This is a genomic window from Kitasatospora sp. NPDC088391, from assembly GCF_044753345.1.
GTDB lineage: Bacteria > Actinomycetota > Actinomycetes > Streptomycetales > Streptomycetaceae > Kitasatospora.
In genome coordinates, this window is the sequence record NZ_JBIVNB010000003.1 from 708,936 (window position 1) to 731,375 (window position 22,440).

Consider the following 22,440-nt stretch of genomic DNA (forward strand, 5'->3'; position numbering starts at 1 on the left):
ACCGAACTCGGAGGGGAACCCAGCAATGACGACCCGTCAGGTCGAGCACGACATCACGGTGGACGCCCCCGCGGAGGCCGTCTACCGGCTGATCGCGGAGGTCGAGAACTGGCCGCGGATCTTCCCGCCCACCATCCACGTGGACCGCGAGGACCTCGGCGAGGGCCAGGAGCGCATCCACATCTCGGCCACCGCCAACGGCCAGCCGAAGAACTGGACCTCGCACCGCGACCTCGACCCGCAGGCGCTGCGGATCGGCTTCCGCCAGGAGATCCCGGCGCCGCCGGTCGCCGCGATGGCCGGCACCTGGATCATCGAGCCGCTGGACGGCGGGAAGTGCAAGGTCCGGCTGCTGCACGACTACCGGGCGATCAACGACGACCCGCACGACCTGCTGTGGATCGACGAGGCGGTGGACCGCAACAGCCGCTCCGAACTGGACGGTCTGAAGCGGAACGTGGAGTTCGCGCACGCCGCGGAGGCCGCCACGTTCTCCTTCGAGGACACCGTCGAGATCCACGCCGAACCCGGACAGGTCTACGACTTCATCGACCGCGCCGACCTGTGGGCCGAACGCCTGCCCCACGTCGCCGCCGTCCGCCTCACCGAGGACACCCCCCACCTCCAGACCCTCGAGATGGACACCCGCGCCAAGGACGGCTCCACCCACACCACCAAGTCCCACCGCGTCACCACCCCCGGCGAACGCATCGCCTACAAGCAGGTCACCCTCCCCGCCCTCCTCGCCCTCCACACCGGACGCTGGACCTTCACCACCACCGGCAACGGCACCACCACCGCCACCTCCCAGCACACCGTCACCCTCCACACCGACCGCGTCACCCAGATCCTCGGCCCCCACGCCACCCTCGCCGACGCCCGCACCTACGTCCACGACGCCCTCTCCACCAACAGCCGCGCCACCCTCCAGCACGCGAAGGCCTTCGCGGAGGGCGGCACCCGGTCATGACCCGGAGCCCGGACCCGGCCGCCGCGCCGGCCGACACCGATGTGGCCGTGGTCGGCGGCGGCCCCGCCGGGCTGCTGCTCGCCGCCGAACTGCGCCTCGGCGGCGCCCGGGTGACCGTCCTGGACGAGCGGGACGGGCCGACCACCGAGTCCCGGGCCACCACCCTGCACGCCCGGACCATGGAGATCCTCGACGCCCGCGGCCTGCTGGAGGAACTCGGCACCCCGCCGAACGAGCCCCGCGGCCACTTCGGCGGCCTCCCGCTGGACCTGACCCTGCCCGGGCCCCACCCCGGGCAGTGGAAGGTCCCGCAGGGCCGCACCGAACAGCTGCTCCAGGACCGGGCGGTGGCGCTCGGCGCCGACCTGCGCCGCCACCACCGGGTCACCGCCGTGCGGCCCGGCCCCGACACCGTCCGGGTCGACGCCGAGACCCCCGACGGGCCGGTGTCCGTCACCGCCCGCTGGCTGGTCGCCTGCGACGGCGAGGACAGCACCGTGCGCCGCCTCACCGACCCCGACTTCCCCGGCCGGGACGCCGAGCACGAACTGCTGCGCGCCGACGTCACCGGCCTCGACATCCCCGACCGCCGCTTCCAGCGGCTGCCCCGGGGCCTGGCCATCGCCGCCACCCGGGCCGGACTCACCCGGGTGATGGTCCACCGGTTCGGGCGGCCGGTCGCCGACCGGGACGGCAAGGACCCGGCGTTCACCGAGGTCGCCGAGGTCTGGCGGTCCGTCACCGGCGAGGACATCTCCGGCGGCGAACCGCACTGGCTGAACGCCTTCGGCGACGCCCACCGCCAGCTCGCCGCCTACCGGCACGGCCGGGTGCTGTTCGCCGGCGACGCCGCCCACCGGCAGATGCCCAGCGGCGGCCAGGCCCTCAACCTGGCCCTGCAGGACGCCTTCAACCTCGGCTGGAAACTCGCCGCCGCGGTCCGCGGCGACGCCGGCGAGGACCTGCTCGACAGCTACCACGAGGAACGGCACCGGGTCGGCCGCCAGGTGCTCGCCAACATCGACGCCCAGGGCGCGCTGCTGCTCGGCGACCCCGGGACCGAGCCGTTCCGGGCGCTGCTCGCCGAACTGCTCCGGCGGGAACCCGTCCGCGCCCACCTGGCGGGCGTGATCTCCGGCACCGCCCTGGCCTACCGCACCGCCGGCACCGGGCACCCGCTGCTCGGCGCCCGCCTGCCCGACACCGCGCTGCACCGCCCCGACGGCACCGCCGTCCGCAGCGCCGAACTGCTCCGCACCGGCCGCGGCCTGCTGCTGCCCGCGGGCCTCGACCTGCGCGAGGCCGTCCGCCCCTGGGCCGGCCGGGTCGACCTGGCCGACGCGGCACCCGCCGCCGACGGCCCGCTGCCCGCCCGCGAGGCCCTGCTGGTCCGCCCCGACGGCCACGTCGCCTGGGCCGGGGAGCACCCCGACGGCCTCGCCGAGGCCCTCGGCCGCTGGTTCGGCCCGCCCGCCGCACACCACTGACCACGTATCAGGAGGAAGAGATGAACGGGGAGATCGACGCCGACGTCATCGTCGTCGGCGCCGGACCGGCCGGACTGATGCTGGCCGCGGAACTGCGCCTCGGCGGCGCCCGCGTCCTGGTGGTGGAGAAGCTGCCCGCCCCCACCGGCCAGTCGCGCGGCCTGGGCTTCACCGCCCGCGCCCTGGAGACCTTCGACCAGCGCGGCCTCGCCGACCGCTTCGAGGGCCTGGAGACCAGCCCGCTCGGCCACTTCGGCGGCGTGGTCTTCGACTACACGGTGCTGCCCGACGGGCACTTCGGCGCCCGCGGCATCCCGCAGTCCCGCACCGAGCAGGTGCTGGAGGAGCGGGCGCTGGAACTCGGCGCGGAACTGCGCCGCGGCTGGGAGTTCCTCGGCCTGGAGCAGGACGCCGACGGCGTCACCGCCACCCTGGCCCACGAGGGCGTCGAGCACCGGCTGCGGGCGAGCTACCTGGTCGGCGCGGACGGCGGCCACAGCGCCGTCCGCCGGGCCGCCGGGTTCGACTTCCCCGGCACCCCCGCCACCCGCGGCATGTACCTCGCCGACGTGGTCGGCTGCGCCGTCAAGCCCCGCCCGCTCGGCGAGCGGGTGCCCGGCGGCATGGTGATGGCCGCGCCGCTGGCCGAGGACGTCGACCGGATCATCGTCTGCGAGCACGGCACCCCGCCCGCCGACCGCACCGAGCAGACCGACTTCGCCGAGGTCGCCGCCGCCTGGCAGCGCCTCACCGGCGAGGACATCTCCGGCGGCGGCGCGGACTGGGTCAGCAACTTCACCGACGCCACCCGACAGGTCACCGAGTACCGGCGGGGGAGGGTGCTGCTGGTCGGCGACGCCGCCCACATCCACCTCCCGGCCGGCGGCCAGGGCCTGAGCACCGGCGTCCAGGACGCCGCCAACCTCGGCTGGAAGCTCGCCGCGGTGCTGCGCGGCCACGGCGACGGGGCGCTGCTCGACAGCTACCACGCGGAGCGGCACCCGGTCGGCGAGCGGCTGCTCGCCAACACCCGGGCCCAGGGCAGCATCTACCTCGGCGGCCCCGAGGCGCAGCCGCTGCGCGAGCTGATGGCCGAGCTGATCGGCCGGCACGACTCGGTCAAGCGGCTGCTCGCCGGCCGGGTCGGCCACCTCGACATCGCCTACCCGGCGGCCGAGGACGCCCACCCGCTGACCGGCCGCCGGCTGCCCCCGCGGGTGCTGGAGACCGCCGCGGGCGAGGTCCGCACCCCCGCGCTGCTGCACCGCGGCCAGGGCGTGCTGCTCGACCTCGCCGACGACGAGGCGCCGCGCGCCGTCGCCGCCGCCTGGAAGGACCGGGTCGACACCGTCACCGGCACCCTGCGCGACCCGTGGGCGGTGGCCGGGGCGAGCGCCGTCCTGGTCCGCCCCGACGGCTACGTGGCCTGGGCCGGCACCGGCGCCGAGGACCTCGAAGCGGCCCTGACCCGCTGGTTCGGCCCGGCGGAGACGGCATGACCACCGTCGCCGCCCCGCCCCGGCCCGGTGTCCGGCGGATCGCCCTGCCCGGCGGGGAGCTGACGCTGTCCGCGCTGCTCGCCGAGCCGGTCGGCCCGCCCCGAGCCACCGTGCTCGCCGTGCACGGCGGCGGCACCAGCGCCGGCTACTTCCACGGCCAGGCCCACCCCGACCTGTCGCTGCTCACCCTGGGCGCCGACCTCGGGTACGCGGTGCTGGCCGTGGACCGGCCCGGCTACGGCGACTCCGCGGCCGCCGCCCCCGGCGGCCGCTCGCTGGCCGAGCAGGGCGGCGACCTGCACGCCGCGATGGCCCGGTACGCCCGCGAACACGCCGTCGGCGCCGGGGTGTTCCTGCTGGCGCACTCCTTCGGCGGCAAGCTGGCGCTGACCTACGCCGCCGAGCCGGCCCCGGCCGACGCGCCGCCGCTGCTCGGCCTGGACGTGTCCGGGCTGGGCCGGGACTACGCGGTCGACCCCGACCTGCTGAACACCGCCCCGCAGAAGGCCCACTGGCGGCGGAACTGGGGCGCGCTGCGCTACTACCCGCCGAACACCTTCCGGGACGCCGACGCGATGGTCCACCCGATGCCGCCGCGCGAGCGCGCCGAGGCCGCCCAGTGGCCCGGCCGGTTCGCCGAGCTGGCCGCCCGGGTCCGGGTGCCGGTCCGGCTGACCTTCGCCGAGGTGGAGCTCTGGTGGCGCCACGACGACGGCGAACTCGCCGAGCTGGCCGCGCAGTTCGCGTCCGCCCCGGCGGTCTCGGTGCACCGGCAGCGGGACGCCGGGCACAACATCAGCCTGGGCTGGACCGCCCGGGCCTACCACCTGCAGGCGCTGTCCTTCTTCGAGGAGTGCCTGGCCGGACGCGCGGCCGGCGCGGCGGCGGGCGGCTGATCGATGCCCAGGTCCACCACCGTCCTCCGAACCGCCCGCAGGGCCGCCCGCGGGGCCGCCGCCGCGCCGTTCCGCTCGCTGGGGGTGCGCAACTTCCGGCTGTTCGCGGTCGGCCAGGTGGTGTCGGTGGCCGGGACCTGGATGATGGCCACCGCCCAGGACTGGCTGGTGCTCTCGCTCACCGGGGACTCCGCCACCGCCCTGGGCACGGTCACCGCCCTGCAGTTCGCCCCGATGGCGCTGCTGACGCTGTACGGCGGCCGGCTCGCCGACCGCCACGACAAGCGGCGGCTGCTGGTGGCGGCCAACCTGGCCTCGGCGGCGCTGTCGCTGGCCCTGGCGGTGCCGGTGCTGACCGGCGCCGCCGGGCTGGGCGCGGTGTACGCCTGCGCGCTCGGCCTGGGCGTGGTCAACGCCGTCGAGGTGCCGACCCGGATGTCCTTCGTCAGCGAGCTGGTCGGCCCCGAACTGCTGCCCAACGCCTCGGCGTTGAGCGCCGCCTACTTCAACGTGGCGCGGGTCGCCGGACCGGCGCTGGCCGGGGTGCTGATCGGCGCGCTCGGCCCGGGCGGCGTGATGCTGCTCAACGGCGTCAGCTACGCCGGCACCGTCGCCGGGCTGCTGCTGATCCGGCCCGCAGAGCTGCTGCGCGGGCCGGGGCCCGGCCGGGCCGGGCGGGTGGTGGACGGGCTGCGGTACGTCCGCGAACGGCCCGACCTGCTCGCCGTGCTGGGCCTGCTGGCCGCCGCCGGCGTGTTCGCGTTCACCTTCCAGCTGAGCCTGCCCCTGCTCGCCAAGGGCTGGTTCCACGACGACCCGGCCGCGTTCGGGCTGCTGTCAACGGCGTTCGCGGCCGGGTCGCTGGCCGCCGCGCTGGCCACCACGATGCGCACCGGACGTCCGGCGGCGCGCGCGGTGGCCGGCGCGGCGCTGGCGCTGGGCCTGCTGGAGGTCGGCACCGGCCTGGCGCCGAGCGCCGCCGTCGCGGCCGGTGCCCTCGTCCTGACCGGGTTCGCGGCCGTGTACTTCGCGCAGGCCGCCAACCACCGCGTGCAGCTCGGCAGCGCGCCGGCCCTCCGGGGCCGCGTGATGGCGCTCTACACCCTGATCCTGCAGGGGTCGACCCCGCTCGGCGCGCTGTTGTTCGGCCTGGTGGCCGAGCGGCTGGGTGTGCGGGTCGGTCTCTGTCTGGGGGGCCTGGCCGTCGCGCTGGCCGCCCTCCCCCTGCTGTCGGCGGGACGGGGCCGCTCCGTCACGGTCCCCGTCCCCCCGGCGCGTTCGACCGCATCGACACCCACAACGACACCCGTCCCGACATCCGTCTCGGAAATGGAGAAAAGCTGATGGAAGCCGTACTCACCACCGAGTCGCCCGGTCCGCTGGAGGAGCTGACCAGACGCAGGATCGCCGCCCGCGAGGGGGAGGACCCGCAGGCGACCGAACGGCAGCACAAGAAGGGCAAGTTGACCGCCCGTGAGCGGATCGACCTGCTGCTGGACAAGGGCAGCTTCACCGAGGTGGAGTCGCTGCGCCGGCACCGGGCCACCGGTTTCGGCCTGGAGCGCCGCAAACCCTACGGCGACGGCGTGATCACCGGCTGGGGCACCGTCGACGGCCGCACGGTCTTCGTGTACGCGCACGACTTCCGGGTGTTCGGCGGCGCGCTGGGCGAGGCCCACGCGCAGAAGATCCACAAGCTGATGGACATGGCGATCGCCGCCGGCGCGCCGCTGGTGTCGCTCAACGACGGTGCGGGCGCCCGCATCCAGGAGGGCGTCAGCGCGCTGGCCGGCTACGGCGGCATCTTCCAGCGCAACACCAAGGCGTCCGGCGTGATCCCGCAGATCTCCGTGATGCTCGGCCCGTGCGCGGGCGGCGCGGCCTACAGCCCGGCGCTGACCGACTTCGTGTTCGCGGTCCGCGACATCTCGCAGATGTTCATCACCGGCCCGGACGTGGTGCGGGCCGTCACCGGCGAGGAGATCAGCCAGAACGGCCTCGGCGGCGCCGACGTGCACGCCGGCACCTCCGGTGTCGCGCACTTCGTCCACGACGACGAGGAGAGCTGCCTGGCCGAGGTCCGCTACCTGCTGTCGCTGCTGCCCGCCAACAACCGGGAGCTGCCGCCGGTCGCGGCGGCCTCCGACCCGGCGGACCGGCCCGCGGACGCGCTGCTCGACCTGGTCCCGGCGGACGGCAACCGCTCCTACGACATCCGCACCGTGATCGAGGAGCTCGTCGACGACGGCGAGTACCTGGAGGTGCACGCCTTCTGGGCGCAGAACATCGTCTGCGCGCTGGCCCGGATCGACGGCCGCACCGTCGGCATCGTCGCCAACCAGCCGATCGCGATGGCCGGCGTCCTCGACATCAAGGCCAGCGAGAAGGGCGCGCGGTTCGTCCAGTTCTGCGACGCCTTCAACATCCCGCTGGTCACCCTGGTGGACGTCCCCGGCTTCCTGCCCGGCGTCGACCAGGAGCACGACGGCATCATCCGCCGCGGCGCGAAGCTGCTGTACGCGTACTGCAACGCCACCGTGCCCCGGGTGTCGGTGGTGCTGCGCAAGGCGTACGGCGGCGCGTACATCGTGATGGACTCCCGCTCGATCGGCGCCGACGTGGCGCTGGCCTGGCCGGGCAACGAGATCGCCGTGATGGGCGCGGACGGCGCGGCCAACGTGGTGTTCCGCCGCGAGATCGCGGCGGCCGCCGACCCGGACGAGATGCGCCGGGAGAAGATCGACCAGTACAAGCGCGAACTGGTCCACCCCTACTACGCGGCCGAGCGCGGCCTGATCGACGAGGTCATCGACCCGCGCGAGACCCGGCTGATGCTGGCCAGGTCGCTGGCCATGCTGACCACCAAGCACGCCGAGCTGCCGCGCCGCAAGCACGGCAACCCGCCCCAGTGAGCGCCCTGTTGGGCCCCGGCGGGGGCGCGGGCGACGAGGTGCTGCACGTCGAGTCGCTGCTGCGGGTCGAGCACGGCTCGCCGAGCCAGGAGGAACTGGCGGTGCTGACCGCCGTGCTGCTGGCCCGGTGCGCCGTCGACCGGGCCGCCCGCCTGGTCGCCGAGCAGGCCGGCTGCGTGCCGGAGCCGCTGTGGTGGCGGCCCGAGCGGGTGCCCGGCTTCGAGGGGCCGCGCAGCTGGCAGGCGGTGGCCTGAGCGCGCGTCAGATCCGACCGGCCACGTCGAGGGGGCGCGGAGTTCACCCGAACTCCGCGCCCCTTCGGGCGTTTCCGGTCAGGGCGCGGTGGCCCGGGCCGAAGCGGGGTCGGCCCGCAGCACGGTGCGCAGACCGGGCGGCATGCCGCCGATCAGCTCCACCGCGCCGTGGGCCGCGTACAGGTACTCGGGCGGGACCGACCGCATCACGATCGGCCGGTCGCCGTTGCCGCGCAGCGCCACCGCGGCGATGTGCGACAGGCAGAGCGGCAGGTTGCCGACCACCCAGCCGGCGGGGCGGGCCGCGAGGCCCGCCTCGCCCAGGTAGTCGGCGTCCGCGCCGCGCGCCAGCCCGGTGCCGAGGCCCTTCAGGTAGGCCTCCTTGCGGACCCAGAGCCGGCCGAACGCCGAGGGCCGCTCGGCCTCCGGCAGCGCGTCCAGCTCGGCCCGCTCGGCCGGGTGCAGCGAGGGCAGGCAGGCCGCCACGGTGGCCGGCGACGGCAGCCGCTGGACGTCCGCGCCGACCCGTTCGGCGGAGACCACCACCAGGGCCAGCCCGTGGCTGTGCGACAGCGAGAACTCGGGCGCGCCCGGCACGCCGAGCACCCGCGGCCGCCCCTGCCGGGCGCCGTTGCCGTCGTACCGCTCACCGCCCAGCCGGAGCCGGTCCGGGTCGATGCCGGTGTAGACGGCGAGCACCCGGCGCAGGCCGACGTGCGCGGCGAGGTACATCCGCCGGTCGTCGGGGCGCCGGTAGGACTCGGCGCGGTGCCGCTCGTACGCGTTCAGCTCGGTGGCGGGGATGTCCCGCGGGGAGTCCGGCGGCGGCAGCAGCCAGATGTCCAGCGGGTCCCGCGCCCCGTGCGGGGGTCGGGTGGTCGTCAACGTCAGCCCTCCGTGTGGGTCTTGGCGTGCTGGAGGGTGGCGCGGCTGTTGGTGGAGAGGGCGTCGTGGACGTAGGTGCGGGCGTCGGCGAGGGTGGCGTGGGGGCCGAGGATCTGGGTGACGCGGTCGGTGTGGAGGGTGACGGTGTGTTGGGAGGTGGCGGTGGTGGTGCCGTTGCCGGTGGTGGTGAAGGTCCAGCGTCCGGTGTGGAGGGCGAGGAGGGCGGGGAGGGTGACCTGCTTGTAGGCGATGCGTTCGCCGGGGGTGGTGACGCGGTGGGACTTGGTGGTGTGGGTGGAGCCGTCCTTGGCGCGGGTGTCCATCTCGAGGGTCTGGAGGTGGGGGGTGTCCTCGGTGAGGCGGACGGCGGCGACGTGGGGCAGGCGTTCGGCCCACAGGTCGGCGCGGTCGATGAAGTCGTAGACCTGTCCGGGTTCGGCGTGGATCTCGACGGTGTCCTCGAAGGAGAACGTGGCGGCCTCCGCGGCGTGCGCGAACTCCACGTTCCGCTTCAGACCGGCGAGTTCGGTCCGGCCGAACTCCTCGACCCGGGCGTGCAGCAGTTCCAGGTCAGCCTCCGAGGCGGCCTGGAACTCGTGCAGCAGCCGGACCCGGCTGCGGCCGCCGTCGACCGGCTCGACCAGCCAGGCCCCGCCGAGCGCGGTGGCCGGCGGTTCGGCCCGCAACTCCTGGAAGTTGATCCGCAGCGCGTCCGGTTCGACGATCCGGCGCAGCGGCCGCTCCCGCGGCGCCCCGTCGACGACGTCCCAGATCCGCAGCCGCTGCTCGCCGGCCGGTGCCGGTTCGTGCTCGACGGCCAGCACCGACGGGAAGATCCGCGGCCACTCCACCACCTCGGCGAGCAGCCGGTGGACGGTCTCCGCCGGGACGGCGATCTCGATCTCGTGCGCGGTGTGGCGTACTTCGGTGATCTGCAGGGTCACTGTGCGTCCTCAGTTCCGTGATGGAGTGCGGCGCACCACCGGGCGGTGATGCGCCGAAAGGCCGCTGCCTGGAGGGGGGACCAGGCAGCGGCCGGTTTCGGGGCGGGCCGACCCGCCGTCCGGGGTCAGACCCCGGCGGCGCGGGTGTGGACCACCCGGTAGGTGTTCTGGTCGGTCCAGGTGGCGAGCTCGGCGACCCGGGCGTCGGCCTTCTGGCGCTCCGGGGACTTGGCGTCCTCGGCCAGGTCGCGGTGGGCGCGGAACGCCTCCTCGCTGTCCCACTGCGCGTACTGGACGACGAACTTGCCCTCCAGGCCGCGGGCCCGCAGGCCGCGGAGCACGGTGTGGGTGCGGTACCCGGGGACGCCGGACAGCCACTCCTGGCCGGCGCCGAGCACCTCGATCAGCTCCTCCTGGTCGGCCTCCTCGACGCCGATCAGGTCGACCACGGTGTAGTCGTCGCGGTCGGGGGAGATCTCGGTGAGACCGTCCGCGGAGTCCTTCTGCTGGGTGTAGGCGATCTCGTTCTGCAGCAGCCGGATCGAGGTGGTGATCTCACCGAACAGCGGCAGGGTGCGGTGCTTGAACTCCTCGCCCTGGTAGCGGGTCTCCAGGTCCTCGGTGCTGCGCCACTGGATGAAGTTGCAGGTGCCGTACTTGTCCTGGCCGGAGTGCACGGTGCTGGAGATCCAGCCCTCGTAGGTCGCCGCGTCCACGATCTCGCGCATCGCGGCGAGCAGCTTCTCCTGCTTCTCCGGTGCGTCGGTCGCAAAAACGTTCAGGACGGTGAGGTGCTGGCCATCGGCGGAGATCTTCGGCATTCTCTCATCGCTTTCGTCGACTGGAACGGCGGTCGAATGAAAGTCTGACAAGTCCGCGGGGCGATCGGAAAGGCCCGTCCTTTCAGGACTGCCGGTGTATTTGCCAAGGTCGGAGCGGCCGTGTCACGGAGGGTTCCGCACTCTGTCAGGAATGTGAAAAGCGGCTGTCGCGCGCGGGAGACCTCGGTGCATCCTCGGAGAATGCAGCCTCCATGGGAAGAAGAATCCGAGATACGGGCCCTGCTGGACCGCTATCTGATCGGCCTGGACGACGACAAGATCGACGACGACTGGATGCGCGCGCTGTTCACCGAGGACGCCCGGGTGGCGTTCCCGATCAGCGGCCACCGCGGCATCGACGGCATGGTCGAGTGGCACCGGGCCTCGCTCGACAAGTTCGCCGCCCACCAGCACCTGGGCTCCTCCGCGGTGCTGGAGCGCTCCGGCCCGGACCGGGCGGTGCTGCGCGCCAACGTGATCGCCAGCCACGTCCACCACCCGGGCACCGAGGGCGACCCGATGTTCCAGGCCGGGACGCTGGCCACCGCGCTGGCCGTCCGCACCGGGGCCGGCTGGCGGCTGGCGGCGCTGGAGTTCAAGGTGCTCTGGACCAGAGGGGCACCGGCGGGGAGGCCGTCGTGATGCTCGCCTCCGCCGCCTCCGGCACGGACCTGCGGCTGGCCACCATGCTCGCCGACATCGGCGTGGTGCTGCTGGTCGGCGCGCTGTTCGGCCGGCTGGTGCGGCGGGTGCGGCAGCCGGTGGTGGTCGGCGAGATCCTGGCCGGCATCGCGCTCGGCCCGAGCCTGCTCGGCCTGCTCCCCGGCGACCTGACCCACAAGCTGTTCCCGACCGACGTGCGGCCGCTGCTGTCCGCCGTCTCCCAGGTCGGCCTGGTGCTGTTCATGTTCCTGGTCGGCTGGGAGTTCGACCAGCGCCTGATCAGGCCGCACGCCAAGATGGCCGCCGGGGTGTCGCTGCTCTCCATCGCGCTGGCCTTCGGCCTCGGCGCGGGCCTCGCGGTGTTCCTCTACCCGGAGCACATGACGGTGGCCGGCAGGACCATCCCGTTCTCCGCCTTCGCCACCTTCCTCGGCACCGCGATGTCCATCACCGCCTTCCCGGTGCTGGCCCGGATCATCACCGAGAACCGGCTGATGGGCAGCCGGGTCGGCACGCTGTCGCTGGGCGCCGCCGCCATCGACGACCTGCTGGCCTGGTGCCTGCTGGCCTGGGTGTCGGCGCTGGTCACCTCGGACGGCGACTACGCGGGCCTGGTCCGGATCGGCGCGTACAGCGTGGTCTACCTCGCGGTGATGCTGCTGGTGGTGCGGCCCGCCGCGGCCCGGCTGATGTGGCGGCTCGCCGCCGCCGAGCGCTGGTCGCTGCTGCTGGCGGTGCTCTGCGCGGGCGCGATGGTGTCGGCCTGGGCGACCACCTGGATCGGCATCCACGCCATCTTCGGCGCTTTCCTGTTCGGCTTCGTGATGCCCCGGGAGCCCGCCCGGGTGCTGATCGAGCACGCCCGCCGCCCGCTGGAGAACGTCAGCGTCGTGCTGCTGCCGGTGTTCTTCATCATCACCGGCCTGGGCGTCGACCTCGGCGCGCTGACCTCCGGCGACTGGTTCGCGCTGGCCGCGATCGTGCTGGTGGCCTGCGTCGGCAAGTTCGCCGGCGCGCTGCTGCCGGCCCGGCTCGCCGGGTTCTCCTGGCGGGAGTCGTTCGACCTCGGGCTGCTGATGAACACCCGCGGCCTGACCGAGCTGATCATCCTGAACGCCGCCGTCAGCCTGGGCGTCCTGGACGGCCGGATGTTCACCATGCTCGTGATCATGGCGCTGGTCACCACCGCGATGGCCGGGCCGCTGCTGTCCCGCCGCCCCGCGGCCGAAACCCCTTCCGTCCCGGTGCGCCGGGCGGGGCGGGCCGACACCGATCGATCCGAATCCCTCGCGGACGCCGTAGAGCCGCGGGTCTGACCAGGAGGTCTGTCGTGATCCACGAGACGCAACTCGAACCCCTGCCCCCGGAGATCGACGGCGCGGCGCTGCGCCAGGTCTGCGGGCACTTCGCCACCGGCGTCACCGTGATCACCGCGGGCGACGACGAGGGCGCGGCCGGCACCACGGTGAACTCCTTCACCTCGGTCTCCCTGGAGCCGCCGCTGGTGCTGATCTGCCTGCACGAGAACTCCCGGCTGCTGCCGGTGGTCCAGCGCTCCCAGGGCTTCACGGTGAACTTCCTGACGCACCAGCAGGAGCGGCTGGCCTGGGCGTTCGCGGGCAAGCAGACCGCCCGGCTGGACGAGGTGGACCACCACCGCGCCCCGTCCGGCCAGCCGGTGCTGAACGGGGCGCTGGCGCACCTGGAGTGCCGGCTGGCCGCCGAGTACGACGGCGGCGACCACTCGATACTGCTCGGCGAGGTGATCGGCCTGGCCAGCGCGGAGGAGCCGGAGGCCCCGCTGATCTTCTTCCAGGGCGCGATGCGGGGCCTGGCCGCCGCCTCGGCGCGCTAGGGGGCGGGGCGTGCGCGGGCCGCGGTCAGGCGTCGGCGCCGTCGAAGGCGGCGCGGGCGCGTTCCACCTCCACCAGGTGCTCCGAGGACCAGTCGGTGAGCGCGGCGAACAGCGGGGCCAGGCTGCGGCCCAGCTCGCTGATCTCGTACTCGACCCGCGGCGGCACCTCCGGGTGGTAGGTGCGCACCACCAGGCCGTCCCGCTCCAGCTGGCGCAGGCGCTGGGTGAGCACCTTCGCCGTGATGGCGCCGATGTTCCGGTGCAGCTCGACGAAGCGCTGCCGCCCGAACTGGTTCAGCGTCCACAGGATCGGCGTCGTCCAGCGGCTGAAGACGATGTCGAGCACCGGCGTGATCGGACAGGCCTGCACGCCGCCGCCCGCCGGACCGTGCCCGGCCCGCAACGTCATCGCCCCGCCCGTCGTGGGTTCGTCCTGCATGACGGCCTCACATCCTCCCGCTAGTCACTTTCCTCTAGGTACCTACTTTACCAAGGGTGCTAGCTTTCCAATAGCAAGCGACCCCGCTCCATCCCCAGACCCAGCCCTACGCGTCTCCAAGGAGTGAGATGTCCGTGCAAGAGACCCTGCGGACCCCGGCCGCCCCCGCGGCCGGGCCGGTTCGCCGCCCCGGCCTGATCCTGGCGTTCCTCTGCCTGGCCGGCTTCATGACCTTCCTCGACGTCTCGATCGTCAACGTCGCCCTGCCGACCATCGAGGACGAGCTGCACATCTCCCAGACCACGCTGGAGTACGTGGTCACCACCTACGGCATGGTCCTCGGCGGCTTCCTGCTGCTGTCCGGCCGGCTCGCCGACACCATCGGCCGCCGCCGGATGCTGCAGGTCGGCCTGGTCCTCTTCGCCCTGGCCTCGCTGGTCGCCGGTATCGGCCAGAACGCCTGGATGCTGATCGCCTCCCGCGGCGCCCAGGGTCTCGGCGCGGCCTTCATCGCCACCTCCGCGCTCTCCCTGCTCACCGTGAACTTCGAGGAGGGCGCCGAGCGCAACAAGGCGCTCGGCGCGTGGGGCGCGCTCTCCGGCCTCGCCGCGGTCGTCGGCGTCACCCTCGGCGGCATCCTCACCGACGGCCCCGGCTGGCGCTGGGTCTTCTTCATCAACGTCCCGATCGGCCTGATCGGCGCCCTGATCGCCCCCAAGGTGATCGGCGAGAGCAAGTCCTCCGAGCGGGCCCGCTCCTTCGACGTGGCGGGCGCCGTCTCGCTCACCGCGGCCCTGATCCTGCTGATCTTCACCCTGGGCCAGACCGTCTCCGACGGCGACCTGCCCTACGCCCGGATCTACGGCGGCTTCGCCCTGGTGATCGCCCTGCTGGTCGCCTTCGTGGTGATCGAGCGCCGCGCCGCCGACCCGCTGATCCCGTTCTCGATCTTCCGCCGCAAGTCGCTGCGGGCCGCGAACGTGATCGCCATCCTGCTCCTCGGCACCTGCGTCACCCTGTTCTTCTTCGCCTCGCTCTTCCTGCAGCAGGTCCTGAACTACTCCGCCATGCGCACCGGCTTCGCCTACGTGCCGCTCGCCCTGCTCACCGCGGTCGGCGCCGGCGTCGCCTCCCAGGTGGTCACCAAGGTCGCCGCCAAGCCGGTCCTGATGGTCGGCCTGGCCCTGGCCACCGCGGGCATGCTGCTGCTGTTCCGCGCCCCGGCGGACGCCTCCTACCTGACCGACATCCTGCCCGCCTTCGCCCTGATGGGCCTCGGCCTCGGCGCCTCCTTCGTCCCGGTGCAGGTCTCGGCCTTCGCCGGCAGCGAGGAGAAGGAGTCCGGCCTGGCGGCCGGCCTGATCAACACCGCGCAGGAGGTCGGCGGCGCCCTCGGCCTCGCGGTCGCCGCCACCTGGGCCTTCCGCCGGGTCGCCGAGCTCACCGAGAAGGCGCACGGCGTCCCGGAGCTGGTCAACCAGGCCCGCACCGAGGTCTTCCACGACGCCTTCCTGGTCGGCGGGGTGTTCGCGGCGGTCGCCCTCGTGGTCACCGCGGTCCTGCTGCCCTTCACCAAGGCCACCGGCGAGCCGCCGGTGCCGCGCGGCTGACGGGAGGACGGCGCGATGCCCACCACGCTCCGACTCTCCCGGGCGGCCGAGCACTTCCTCGCCGAGAACCACCTGTGCACCTTCACCACGATCCGTCCGAACGGCACCCCGCACGTGGCGCCGGTCCGCTTCACCTGGGACCCGGTCACCCGCACCGCCCGGGTGATGACGGTGGAGGACCGCCGCAAGGCCCGGAACGTGATCGCCGGCGGACCGTCCGCCCCCGTGTCGGTCTGCCAGCTGGCCGGTCCCCGGTGGATCACCCTGGAGGGGACCGCCGAGGTCCACACCGATCCGGCCCGGGTGCTGGAGGGCATGCGCCGCTACGCCGACCGCTACGGGGCGCTGCCGCCCCGGGTGCCGCGGATGGCGGTGATCGAGATCGCGGTCACGAAGGCGATGGGCCTGTACTGATCGAACAGCGCACCGTGAGGAGGATGCCGGAATTCCGGCGTCCTCCTCACTGCGTTGGGCCCGCTCTGACGAACTTGTCAGAGTCCTGTATCGGCGGCTATTCAGTCTCGCCGGGCCCCTCGGAATACTGGGAGAAACACCAGTCGGAGGGGAAATAATGGAACCGCTCGACGCCGAGGTCATCATTTCCGGGGCCGGTCCTGCCGGATTGATGCTGGCAGGCGAACTGCGTCTGCAGGGAATTTCGGTCATCGTCCTGGACAAGCTGACCGAGCCGATGCTCCAGTCCCGTGCTCTCGGATTCTCCGCCCGCACCATCGAGGAATTCGACCAGCGCGGCCTGCTCCAGGAGTTCGGTGAACTGGAGACCATTCCGTTCGGCCACTTCGGCGGCCTGCCGATCGACTACCGGATCGTCGAGGGCGGCAACTTCGGCGTCCGCGGCGTCCCGCAGTCCCGCACCGAGGCGATCGTCCACAAGTGGTCGGTCGGCCTGGGCGCCGACCTGCGCCGCGGCCACGAGCTGACCGGCCTGGCCCAGGACGCCGAGGGCGTCACCGTGGAGGTGGCCGGCCCGGAGGGCCCGCTGACCCTGCGCGCCAAGTACCTGGTGGGCTGCGACGGCGCCCGCTCCACCGTCCGCAAGCAGGCCGGCATCGACTTCCCGGGCGCCTCGGCGACCATGGAGATGAAGATGGCCGACGTCGCGGGCGTGCAGCTCAAGCTCCGCCCGACCGGCGAGGTCGGCGAGGCCGGCATGGTCGTGGTGCTGCCGCTCGGCCCGCAGGCCACCCGCGTGGTGGTGTACGAGCGCGGCGCCGGGGTCCGCCCGACCCAGGAGCCGCCGACCTTCACCGAGGTCGCCGAGGCGTTCCAGCGGGTCACCGGCGAGGACATCAGCGCCGCGAAGCCGCTGTGGACCAGCTACTTCACCGACGCCTCCCGGCACGCCGAGCACTACCGGCAGGGCCGGGTCTTCCTGGCCGGCGACGCCGCCCACATCCACCTGCCGATCGGCGCGCAGGGCATCAGCGCCGCCGTCGGCGACGTGGTCAACCTGGGCTGGAAGCTCGCCGCCGAGCTGAAGGGCCACGCCCCCGAGGGCCTGCTCGACACCTACCACGCCGAGCGCCACCTGGTCGGCTCCCGGATCGTCTGGAACACCCTGGTCCAGCGGACCCTGTACCTCGGCGGCCCGGAGGCCGACCCGCTGCGCGGCCTGTTCGCCGAACTGGTCGAGCTGGAGGACGTCCGCACCCACCTGGTCGGCATGGTCACCGGCCTGGACATCGACTACGGCTCCGCCGAGGGCGACCACCCGCTGGTCGGCCGCCGCCTCCCGGACGCCGCGCTGACCGTCGACGCCGCGGCGAGCAGCCGCTACGAACTGCTGCACGCGGCCCGCCCGCTGCTGCTCGACCTGACCGGCGGCACGGAGCTGCGGGACGTCGCCGCGCCGTGGGCCGACCGGGTCGACGTGGTCACCGCCGAGGCCGCCGACGAGCGCGCCGCGCTCACCCTGCTGGTCCGCCCCGACGGCTACGTGGCCTGGGCGTCCGAGGACGGTTCGCCGGCCGGCCTGGCCGAGGCGCTCGGCACCTGGTTCGGCGAGCCCCGCCGTGCCGGCTGACCCGACCGCCCCCGACCGCGGGACGCAGCGCCCGCGCCCGAACCGAACCCGACGAAGGAGTGCCGTCGTGCCGACCGACACCGAAGCAGCGAAGAAGCCGGCCCCCGAGGCCGCCGAGCCCATCCCGTGCGACGTGGCGATCCTGGGCTCCGGCCTGGCCGGGTCCGTGATGGGCGCGATCCTGGCCCGCCAGGGCGTCAAGGTCGCCCTGATAGACGCCGGCCAGCACCCGCGGTTCGCCGTGGGCGAGTCGCAGAACCCGCAGCTCGTCGAGTGGCTGAACATCCTGGCCACCCGCTACGACGTGCCCGAGATCAAGTACATGCTCGACGTCAAGGCGATCACCGAGAACATCGGCCCGCACCACGGCCGCAAGCAGTCCTTCGGCTTCGTCCGGCACACCCCCGACCGGGAGCCGGACCCGCGCGAGGCGACCATGTTCGTGATCCCGAAGATGCTCACCGAGGCGATCCACCTCTACCGCCAGGACACCGACTCGTACTACCTGGGCGTCGCCGCCAAGTACGGCTGCGAGCTGCGGCAGAACTGGTGGGCGACCGACGTCGACGTGGACGACGACGGCGTGACGATCACCGGCAAGAACGGCGAGGTGTTCCGCGCCAAGTACCTGATCGACGCGAGCGGCTTCCGCTCCCCGCTGGCCCAGAAGTTCGACCTGCGGGAGACCCCGTCGCGGGTCAAGCACCACGCCCGCTCGCTGTTCACGCACTACATCGGCGTCAAGCCGTACGACGACGTGTGCAACTACCCGCAGGCGCTGCGCCCGCCGGAGGAGTCGCCGTTCCACGGCGGCACCCTGCACCACCTGATCGAGCGCGGCTGGTTCTGGATCATCCCGTTCGACAACTACCAGGACTCCCGCAACCCGCTGTGCAGCGTCGGCCTGACCTTCGACGAGCGGCTGTACCCGAAGCCGACCGACCTGACGCCGGAGCAGGAGTTCAACAAGTACCTGGACATGTACCCGGCGGTGAAGCGCCAGTTCGAGGGTGCGCGCCGGGTCCGCGAGTGGGTCTCCACCGACCGCATCCAGTACTCCTCCAAGCGCACCGTCGGCGCCCGCTGGTGCCTGATGTCGCACGCCGCGGGCTTCATCGACCCGCTGTACTCGCGCGGCCTGTCCAACACCTTCGAGGTGGTGGACGCCCTGGCCTGGCGGGTGCTGGACGCGCTGCGCGAGAACGACTTCACCGAGGAGCGCTTCGCCTACGTGGAGAAGCTGGAGCAGGGCCTGCTGGACTACAACGACAAGATCGTCAACAGCTCCTACATCGCCTTCTCGCACTTCCGGCTCTGGAACGCGGTGTTCCGGGTCTGGGCCTGCTTCACCACCCCGGCCACCATGCGCCAGATCATGGCCCGGCAGAACTTCGAGTTCGACGGCGACGACCGCCACTTCAAGGAGATGGAGAACGCCCCGTACACCGGGCTGTGGTGGCCGGACAGCCACGCGTTCAAGCACCTGATCGACCTGACCGCCGAGACCTGCGAGCGCTTCGAGGCCGGCGAGATCGACGGCGACACCGCCGCCGACATCGTCTTCCAGGGCATCCGCGACTGCGAGTCGGTCAACACGCCGTTCGGCTGGAAGGACGACGAGAGCCACCGGTTCTACCGGGCCACCACCCCCACGATGATGAAGTTCATGTGGTGGGCGAGCACCTCCGGTCCCAAGGAGATGCGCGACCTGGGCCGGTCCTTCCTCAAGGGCGTCGTCCGGCAGGGTCTGCGCGGCAAGAAGGTCTCCTGACCGCCTCCTGATCCTCCGTCAATCCCCTTTCCTCCTCGCAACCCTGGGATCACAGTGATATCTCGCAGGTCTCTGCTCGGGGCCGGTGCGGCCGCGGCGGTCGGTGCGGTCGCCGCACCGGCCGTCGCGGTCACCGCCGTCGCCGACACCGCCGACAGCTCCTCCTGGTACGTCCCGTGGAGCACGCTGTCCTCGCACCTGTCCGGCACCCTGGTCCGGCCCGGCGACGCCGCCTACCCGGTGGCCAAGCAGCTGGAGCTCGGCCAGTTCGACACCATCAGCCCGCGCGGCATCGCGTACTGCGCCAGCAGCGCCGACGTCGCCACGGCGCTGACCTTCGCGCAGGACAACTGCCTGCCCACCGCGGTCCGTTCCGGCGGCCACTCGTTCGGCGGCTTCTCCACCGGCCCCGGCCTGGTGATCGACGTCTCCCGGATGAACTCGGTCACCGTGAACAACGGCGGCGCCACCGCCACCATGGGCCCCGGCGCGATGAACGTGCAGATCCTCGACGCGCTCTCGCCCTACGGCCTGGTGGTCAGCGAGGGCGGCTGCCCGACCGTCTCGGCCGGCGGCTTCATCCAGGGCGGCGGCTACGGCTTCCTGACCCGCCCCACCGGCATGGCCTGCGACGCGCTGGTCTCCGCCGAGGTGGTGCTCGCCAACGGCAGCGTGGTGACCGCCTCGGCCACCTCCAACCCCAACCTGTTCTGGGCGCTGCGCGGCGGTGGCGGCGGCAACTTCGGCATCGTCACCAAGTACACCGTCACCCCGCACGTGGGCGACCAGATGGCGATCACCAACCTGATCTTCCCGTACGACCGGGCCGCCGACGTGCTGTACGGCGTCAACCAGTGGCTGGTCAACGCGCCCCGGACGATCGGCGGCGGCGGCTACCTGGTGCAGCCGGACGCCGCGCCCGGCACCGTTCCGAACCTCAACGTGATGCTGGCCTCCCGCGGCACCCCGGCCGAACTCGCCACCGAGACGGCCCGGCTGCTCGCGCTGACCGGCGCGGCGGTGGCCCGCCAGGACGCGGTGCTGACGTACCGCCAGCTGATGATGATGATCTTCGGCTGCTCCACCCTGACGGTCGACCAGTGCCAGCGCCCCAACAAGTCGACCACCGGCACCCTGGGCCGGCCCGCGTTCGGCCTGGAGCGCACCCGGCTCGGGAAGACCCCGTACAGCGCGGCCGGCTGGGCGAGCGTGCTCTCCGCGTTCGACGCCAACCGGTACGCCGGGCAGGCCCGCTACCTGGACTTCCACTTCTTCGGCGGGGCCGCGAACGACCTCGGCCGCACCGACACCGCGTACGTCCACCGGGACGCGCTGTTCTCGGTGAACTACCGGGTGCTGATCAATGACCCGACGAAGGACAACCCGGCCAACCGGGCGGCCGGGCAGAGCTGGGTGGACAACGGGTTCAATACCATCAACCCGCTCTCCAACGGCGAGTCCTACCAGAACTGGATGGATGCCCAGCTGACCGACTGGCGCCAGTCCTACTACGCCGAGAACTACCCGCGGCTGCTGGCGGCCAAGGCGCAGTACGACCCGTACCGCTGGTTCCGCTTCGCCCAGGGCGTCGGGGCCTGAGGCCCCGCACGACGGAGGAGGGCCGTCGGACCGGAGTCCGACGGCCCTCCTGGCCGAACGGGAAGGCGGAGTGACGGTGAATCAGGGGCGGCGGCCGTACCAGCCGACCAGGCGGTCGATGGCGGGCGCGTCGTCCGGCACCGGGACGACCGGGCCGAACGGCACCTGGCCGCCGCGCGGCTCGGCGGGCACGGCGCGCTTCATGTTCGCCAGCGGGGCGGCCAGCGCCTCGTCCGGCCACGGCACCTGCTGGCCGGTCGCGGTGGCGATGTCCCAGGCGTGCAGGACCAGTTCGTTGGTCCACATCACCGAGGCGACGGCGCCCGGGACCGGGCCCCACGGCAGTCCGATGGTGCGGCCCAGCACGGACGGGTCGCCCCAGACCTTCTTGAAGTCGGCGTCGGCGGCCTCCCAGGCGGCGGCCCAGCCGCCGTCGGCGACGTCGTCGGCGAAGTGCGGGACCAGCATGAACGAGCCGCCGGCGCCCATCACGGCGATCCGGCGCAGCACCGAGACGACGTGGTTGGCCAGGTCGCGGACGCTGTACTCCGGGCACGGGGTGGTCAGGTCGTACTGGTCGGCGCGGATGTCGGCGAGGACCTTGCCGAGCACGTCGGCGGCGGCGAAGAAGCCGGGCCGCGGGTCGGTGGCGGCGGGGGCGGGGGAGTTCGCGGTGTCAGTCATGACTTCAGCATCCCGACGCCCGCGCGGGCCGAGAAGAGGACTTTGCAGAACCCTGTAGAAAAACCGTACAGAGTTGTCTGATTCGTCGGCCCGGCCTCGGCGCGCCGGGGTCGGTTTCCCCTAGGTACCTACTATCTTCACGATGCTAACGTCGGAGACGCGGCGGAGCGGTTCCCGGCGAACCCCGCGTCAGCCCCCTTCTCTTGATTCGAACTCCCTTTGCACGCAAAGACTTTGAGGAGCACAGTCATGATCGTTGTCACCGGTGCCACCGGAAACGTCGGCCGCCCGCTGGTCGAGCTGCTCGCCGCCGCGGGCACGAAGGTCACCGCGGTGTCCCGCAAGGAACAGCCCGGCGGCTTCCCCGACGGCGTGCTGCACGCCACCGCCGACCTCGCCGACTTCGCCAGCCTGGAGTCCGCCCTCGACGGCGCCGAGGCGCTGTTCATCCTGCTGGCCGGCGAGCTGAACGGCCCCGGCGCGCCCGCCTCCGACCTGCTGGACCTGGCCCGCGAGGCCGGCGTGAAGCGCGTCGTCCTGCTCTCCTCGCAGATCAACGGCACCCGCCCCGACGCGCCCTCGCACTTCCGGCTCCGCGAGTTCGAGGCCGCGCTGGCCGCCAGCGGCCTGGAGTACACCGTCCTGCGGGCCGGCGGCTTCGCCTCCAACGCCTACGCCTGGGCCGAGTCGGTGCGCGGGCAGCGCAGCGTCTACGCGCCCTTCGCCGACGTCGCCCTCCCGGTCGTCGACCCGGCCGACCTCGCCGCGGTCGCCTCCGTCGTGCTGCGCGAGGACGGCCACCACGGGCAGGTCTACACCCTCACCGGCCCGGCCGCAGTCAGCCCCCGGCAGCAGGCCGCGGCGCTGGCCGCGGCGATCGGCGAGGAGGTCGCCTTCGTCGAGCTCAGCCGGGAGCAGGCCCGCGAGCACCTCGCGCAGTTCATGCCCGAGGCCGTCATCGACGGCACCCTGGACATCCTCGGCTCGCCGCTCGCCGAGGAGCAGCTGGTCAGCCCCGACGTGGAGAAGCTGCTCGGCCGCCCGGCCCGGCCGTTCGCCGACTGGGCCGCCGCCGCCCGCCCGGCCTTCCAGTAGTCCCTTCGGGCA

The 22,440-nt window shown here is 73.0% G+C and carries 21 protein-coding genes; 16 read left to right on the forward strand and 5 right to left on the reverse strand.

The genetic code is table 11. The features are described from left to right. Positions 1-25 precede the first annotated feature (25 nt). The 7 genes from ACIQBJ_RS11915 to ACIQBJ_RS11945 are packed head-to-tail and all read left to right on the forward strand — an operon-like array spanning position 26 to position 8,018. Complete coding sequence (locus ACIQBJ_RS11915) at positions 26-970, forward strand: aromatase/cyclase (RefSeq protein WP_400707591.1); 945 nt, start codon at positions 26-28, stop codon at positions 968-970. After that, a complete protein-coding gene (locus ACIQBJ_RS11920; protein ID WP_400707594.1) occupies positions 967-2,457 on the forward strand; it encodes an FAD-dependent monooxygenase in 1,491 nt (496 codons plus the stop codon). Before ACIQBJ_RS11915 ends, ACIQBJ_RS11920 begins: the two co-directional genes overlap by 4 nt. Positions 2,458-2,477: 20 nt before the next feature. Beyond that, the gene (locus tag ACIQBJ_RS11925; RefSeq protein ID WP_400707597.1) at positions 2,478-3,956 is read left to right on the forward strand and encodes an FAD-dependent monooxygenase; all 1,479 of its coding nucleotides are present in this window, start codon (positions 2,478-2,480) and stop codon (positions 3,954-3,956) included. Next, positions 3,953-4,852, forward strand: coding sequence for an alpha/beta hydrolase (locus tag ACIQBJ_RS11930; RefSeq protein WP_400707600.1), 900 nt, complete (start codon positions 3,953-3,955; stop codon positions 4,850-4,852). The genes ACIQBJ_RS11925 and ACIQBJ_RS11930 overlap by 4 nt, the downstream gene beginning before the upstream one ends. Positions 4,853-4,855: 3 nt before the next feature. Then, on the forward strand, positions 4,856-6,196 hold the full coding sequence (locus ACIQBJ_RS11935; RefSeq protein ID WP_400707603.1) for an MFS transporter: 1,341 nt from the start codon (positions 4,856-4,858) through the stop codon (positions 6,194-6,196). After that, on the forward strand, positions 6,196-7,764 hold the full coding sequence (locus ACIQBJ_RS11940) for an acyl-CoA carboxylase subunit beta (protein ID WP_400707606.1): 1,569 nt from the start codon (positions 6,196-6,198) through the stop codon (positions 7,762-7,764). Before ACIQBJ_RS11935 ends, ACIQBJ_RS11940 begins: the two co-directional genes overlap by 1 nt. Further along, on the forward strand, positions 7,761-8,018 hold the full coding sequence (locus ACIQBJ_RS11945) for an acyl-CoA carboxylase subunit epsilon (protein ID WP_400707609.1): 258 nt from the start codon (positions 7,761-7,763) through the stop codon (positions 8,016-8,018). The genes ACIQBJ_RS11940 and ACIQBJ_RS11945 overlap by 4 nt, the downstream gene beginning before the upstream one ends. 78 nt (positions 8,019-8,096) lie before the next feature. On the opposite strand, the gene ACIQBJ_RS11950 is transcribed toward ACIQBJ_RS11945, so the two are convergent. The 3 genes from ACIQBJ_RS11950 to ACIQBJ_RS11960 form a co-directional block, all read right to left on the reverse strand. Beyond that, positions 8,097-8,903, reverse strand: a complete 807-nt coding sequence (locus tag ACIQBJ_RS11950; RefSeq protein ID WP_400707612.1) for a 4'-phosphopantetheinyl transferase family protein — start codon at positions 8,901-8,903, stop codon at positions 8,097-8,099. A 2-nt stretch (positions 8,904-8,905) separates the two neighbouring features. Next, entirely contained in the window at positions 8,906-9,847 is a 942-nt protein-coding gene (locus ACIQBJ_RS11955) for an aromatase/cyclase (RefSeq protein ID WP_400707615.1), read from the reverse strand. Positions 9,848-9,972: 125 nt separating this feature from the next. Beyond that, a complete protein-coding gene (locus ACIQBJ_RS11960) occupies positions 9,973-10,668 on the reverse strand; it encodes an antibiotic biosynthesis monooxygenase (RefSeq protein WP_400707618.1) in 696 nt (231 codons plus the stop codon). A gap of 201 nt (positions 10,669-10,869) precedes the next feature. Here ACIQBJ_RS11960 and ACIQBJ_RS11965 point away from each other — a divergent pair, with 201 nt between their 5' ends. The 3 genes from ACIQBJ_RS11965 to ACIQBJ_RS11975 are packed head-to-tail and all read left to right on the forward strand — an operon-like array spanning position 10,870 to position 13,186. Next, positions 10,870-11,310 carry a nuclear transport factor 2 family protein gene (locus ACIQBJ_RS11965; RefSeq protein ID WP_400707621.1) on the forward strand — a complete coding sequence of 147 codons (441 nt, stop codon included), beginning with the start codon at positions 10,870-10,872 and terminating at the stop codon, positions 11,308-11,310. Further along, complete coding sequence (locus tag ACIQBJ_RS11970) at positions 11,310-12,647, forward strand: cation:proton antiporter (RefSeq protein ID WP_400708141.1); 1,338 nt, start codon at positions 11,310-11,312, stop codon at positions 12,645-12,647. The genes ACIQBJ_RS11965 and ACIQBJ_RS11970 overlap by 1 nt, the downstream gene beginning before the upstream one ends. Before the next feature lie 14 nt (positions 12,648-12,661). Beyond that, positions 12,662-13,186, forward strand: a complete 525-nt coding sequence (locus ACIQBJ_RS11975; RefSeq protein WP_400707624.1) for a flavin reductase family protein — start codon at positions 12,662-12,664, stop codon at positions 13,184-13,186. Between the two features lie 25 nt (positions 13,187-13,211). Here ACIQBJ_RS11975 and ACIQBJ_RS11980 read toward each other — a convergent pair whose 3' ends face one another. Then, positions 13,212-13,595, reverse strand: a complete 384-nt coding sequence (locus ACIQBJ_RS11980) for a winged helix-turn-helix transcriptional regulator (RefSeq protein WP_400708143.1) — start codon at positions 13,593-13,595, stop codon at positions 13,212-13,214. Positions 13,596-13,753: 158 nt separating this feature from the next. Between ACIQBJ_RS11980 and ACIQBJ_RS11985 the strand changes: the two genes are divergently transcribed. The 5 genes from ACIQBJ_RS11985 to ACIQBJ_RS12005 all read left to right on the forward strand — a co-directional run bounded on the left by ACIQBJ_RS11985 (position 13,754) and on the right by ACIQBJ_RS12005 (position 20,649). After that, positions 13,754-15,235, forward strand: coding sequence for an MFS transporter (locus ACIQBJ_RS11985; protein ID WP_400707627.1), 1,482 nt, complete (start codon positions 13,754-13,756; stop codon positions 15,233-15,235). Between the two features lie 15 nt (positions 15,236-15,250). Then, entirely contained in the window at positions 15,251-15,649 is a 399-nt protein-coding gene (locus ACIQBJ_RS11990) for a pyridoxamine 5'-phosphate oxidase family protein (protein WP_400707630.1), read from the forward strand. 157 nt (positions 15,650-15,806) lie between these two features. Continuing rightward, entirely contained in the window at positions 15,807-17,279 is a 1,473-nt protein-coding gene (locus ACIQBJ_RS11995; protein ID WP_400707633.1) for an FAD-dependent monooxygenase, read from the forward strand. 67 nt (positions 17,280-17,346) lie between these two features. Next, positions 17,347-19,050, forward strand: a complete 1,704-nt coding sequence (locus tag ACIQBJ_RS12000; RefSeq protein WP_400707636.1) for an NAD(P)/FAD-dependent oxidoreductase — start codon at positions 17,347-17,349, stop codon at positions 19,048-19,050. Between the two features lie 54 nt (positions 19,051-19,104). Then, the gene (locus tag ACIQBJ_RS12005; protein ID WP_400707639.1) at positions 19,105-20,649 is read left to right on the forward strand and encodes an FAD-dependent oxidoreductase; all 1,545 of its coding nucleotides are present in this window, start codon (positions 19,105-19,107) and stop codon (positions 20,647-20,649) included. A gap of 81 nt (positions 20,650-20,730) precedes the next feature. Here ACIQBJ_RS12005 and ACIQBJ_RS12010 read toward each other — a convergent pair whose 3' ends face one another. After that, entirely contained in the window at positions 20,731-21,333 is a 603-nt protein-coding gene (locus ACIQBJ_RS12010) for a TIGR03086 family metal-binding protein (RefSeq protein WP_400707642.1), read from the reverse strand. A gap of 249 nt (positions 21,334-21,582) precedes the next feature. Here ACIQBJ_RS12010 and ACIQBJ_RS12015 point away from each other — a divergent pair, with 249 nt between their 5' ends. Then, complete coding sequence (locus ACIQBJ_RS12015; protein WP_400707645.1) at positions 21,583-22,428, forward strand: NAD(P)H-binding protein; 846 nt, start codon at positions 21,583-21,585, stop codon at positions 22,426-22,428. Positions 22,429-22,440 lie beyond the last annotated feature (12 nt).

Excerpts from the sequence above, each read along its gene's own strand:
- ACIQBJ_RS11990 (WP_400707630.1), top strand. The coding sequence starts at position 15,251 with ATGCCCACCACGCTCCGACTCTCCCGGGCGGCCGAGCACTTCCTCGCC.
- ACIQBJ_RS11995 (WP_400707633.1), top strand. The coding sequence starts at position 15,807 with ATGGAACCGCTCGACGCCGAGGTCATCATTTCCGGGGCCGGTCCTGCC.
- ACIQBJ_RS11925 (WP_400707597.1), top strand. The coding sequence starts at position 2,478 with ATGAACGGGGAGATCGACGCCGACGTCATCGTCGTCGGCGCCGGACCG.
- ACIQBJ_RS11980 (WP_400708143.1), bottom strand. The coding sequence starts at position 13,595 with ATGACGTTGCGGGCCGGGCACGGTCCGGCGGGCGGCGGCGTGCAGGCC.
- ACIQBJ_RS11970 (WP_400708141.1), top strand. The coding sequence starts at position 11,310 with ATGCTCGCCTCCGCCGCCTCCGGCACGGACCTGCGGCTGGCCACCATG.
- ACIQBJ_RS11940 (WP_400707606.1), top strand. The coding sequence starts at position 6,196 with ATGGAAGCCGTACTCACCACCGAGTCGCCCGGTCCGCTGGAGGAGCTG.
- ACIQBJ_RS11935 (WP_400707603.1), top strand. The coding sequence starts at position 4,856 with ATGCCCAGGTCCACCACCGTCCTCCGAACCGCCCGCAGGGCCGCCCGC.
- ACIQBJ_RS11960 (WP_400707618.1), bottom strand. The coding sequence starts at position 10,668 with ATGCCGAAGATCTCCGCCGATGGCCAGCACCTCACCGTCCTGAACGTT.
- ACIQBJ_RS12015 (WP_400707645.1), top strand. The coding sequence starts at position 21,583 with ATGATCGTTGTCACCGGTGCCACCGGAAACGTCGGCCGCCCGCTGGTC.
- ACIQBJ_RS11985 (WP_400707627.1), top strand. The coding sequence starts at position 13,754 with ATGTCCGTGCAAGAGACCCTGCGGACCCCGGCCGCCCCCGCGGCCGGG.
- ACIQBJ_RS11965 (WP_400707621.1), top strand. The coding sequence starts at position 10,870 with ATGCAGCCTCCATGGGAAGAAGAATCCGAGATACGGGCCCTGCTGGAC.
- ACIQBJ_RS11930 (WP_400707600.1), top strand. The coding sequence starts at position 3,953 with ATGACCACCGTCGCCGCCCCGCCCCGGCCCGGTGTCCGGCGGATCGCC.
- ACIQBJ_RS12010 (WP_400707642.1), bottom strand. The coding sequence starts at position 21,333 with ATGACTGACACCGCGAACTCCCCCGCCCCCGCCGCCACCGACCCGCGG.
- ACIQBJ_RS11915 (WP_400707591.1), top strand. The coding sequence starts at position 26 with ATGACGACCCGTCAGGTCGAGCACGACATCACGGTGGACGCCCCCGCG.
- ACIQBJ_RS11920 (WP_400707594.1), top strand. The coding sequence starts at position 967 with ATGACCCGGAGCCCGGACCCGGCCGCCGCGCCGGCCGACACCGATGTG.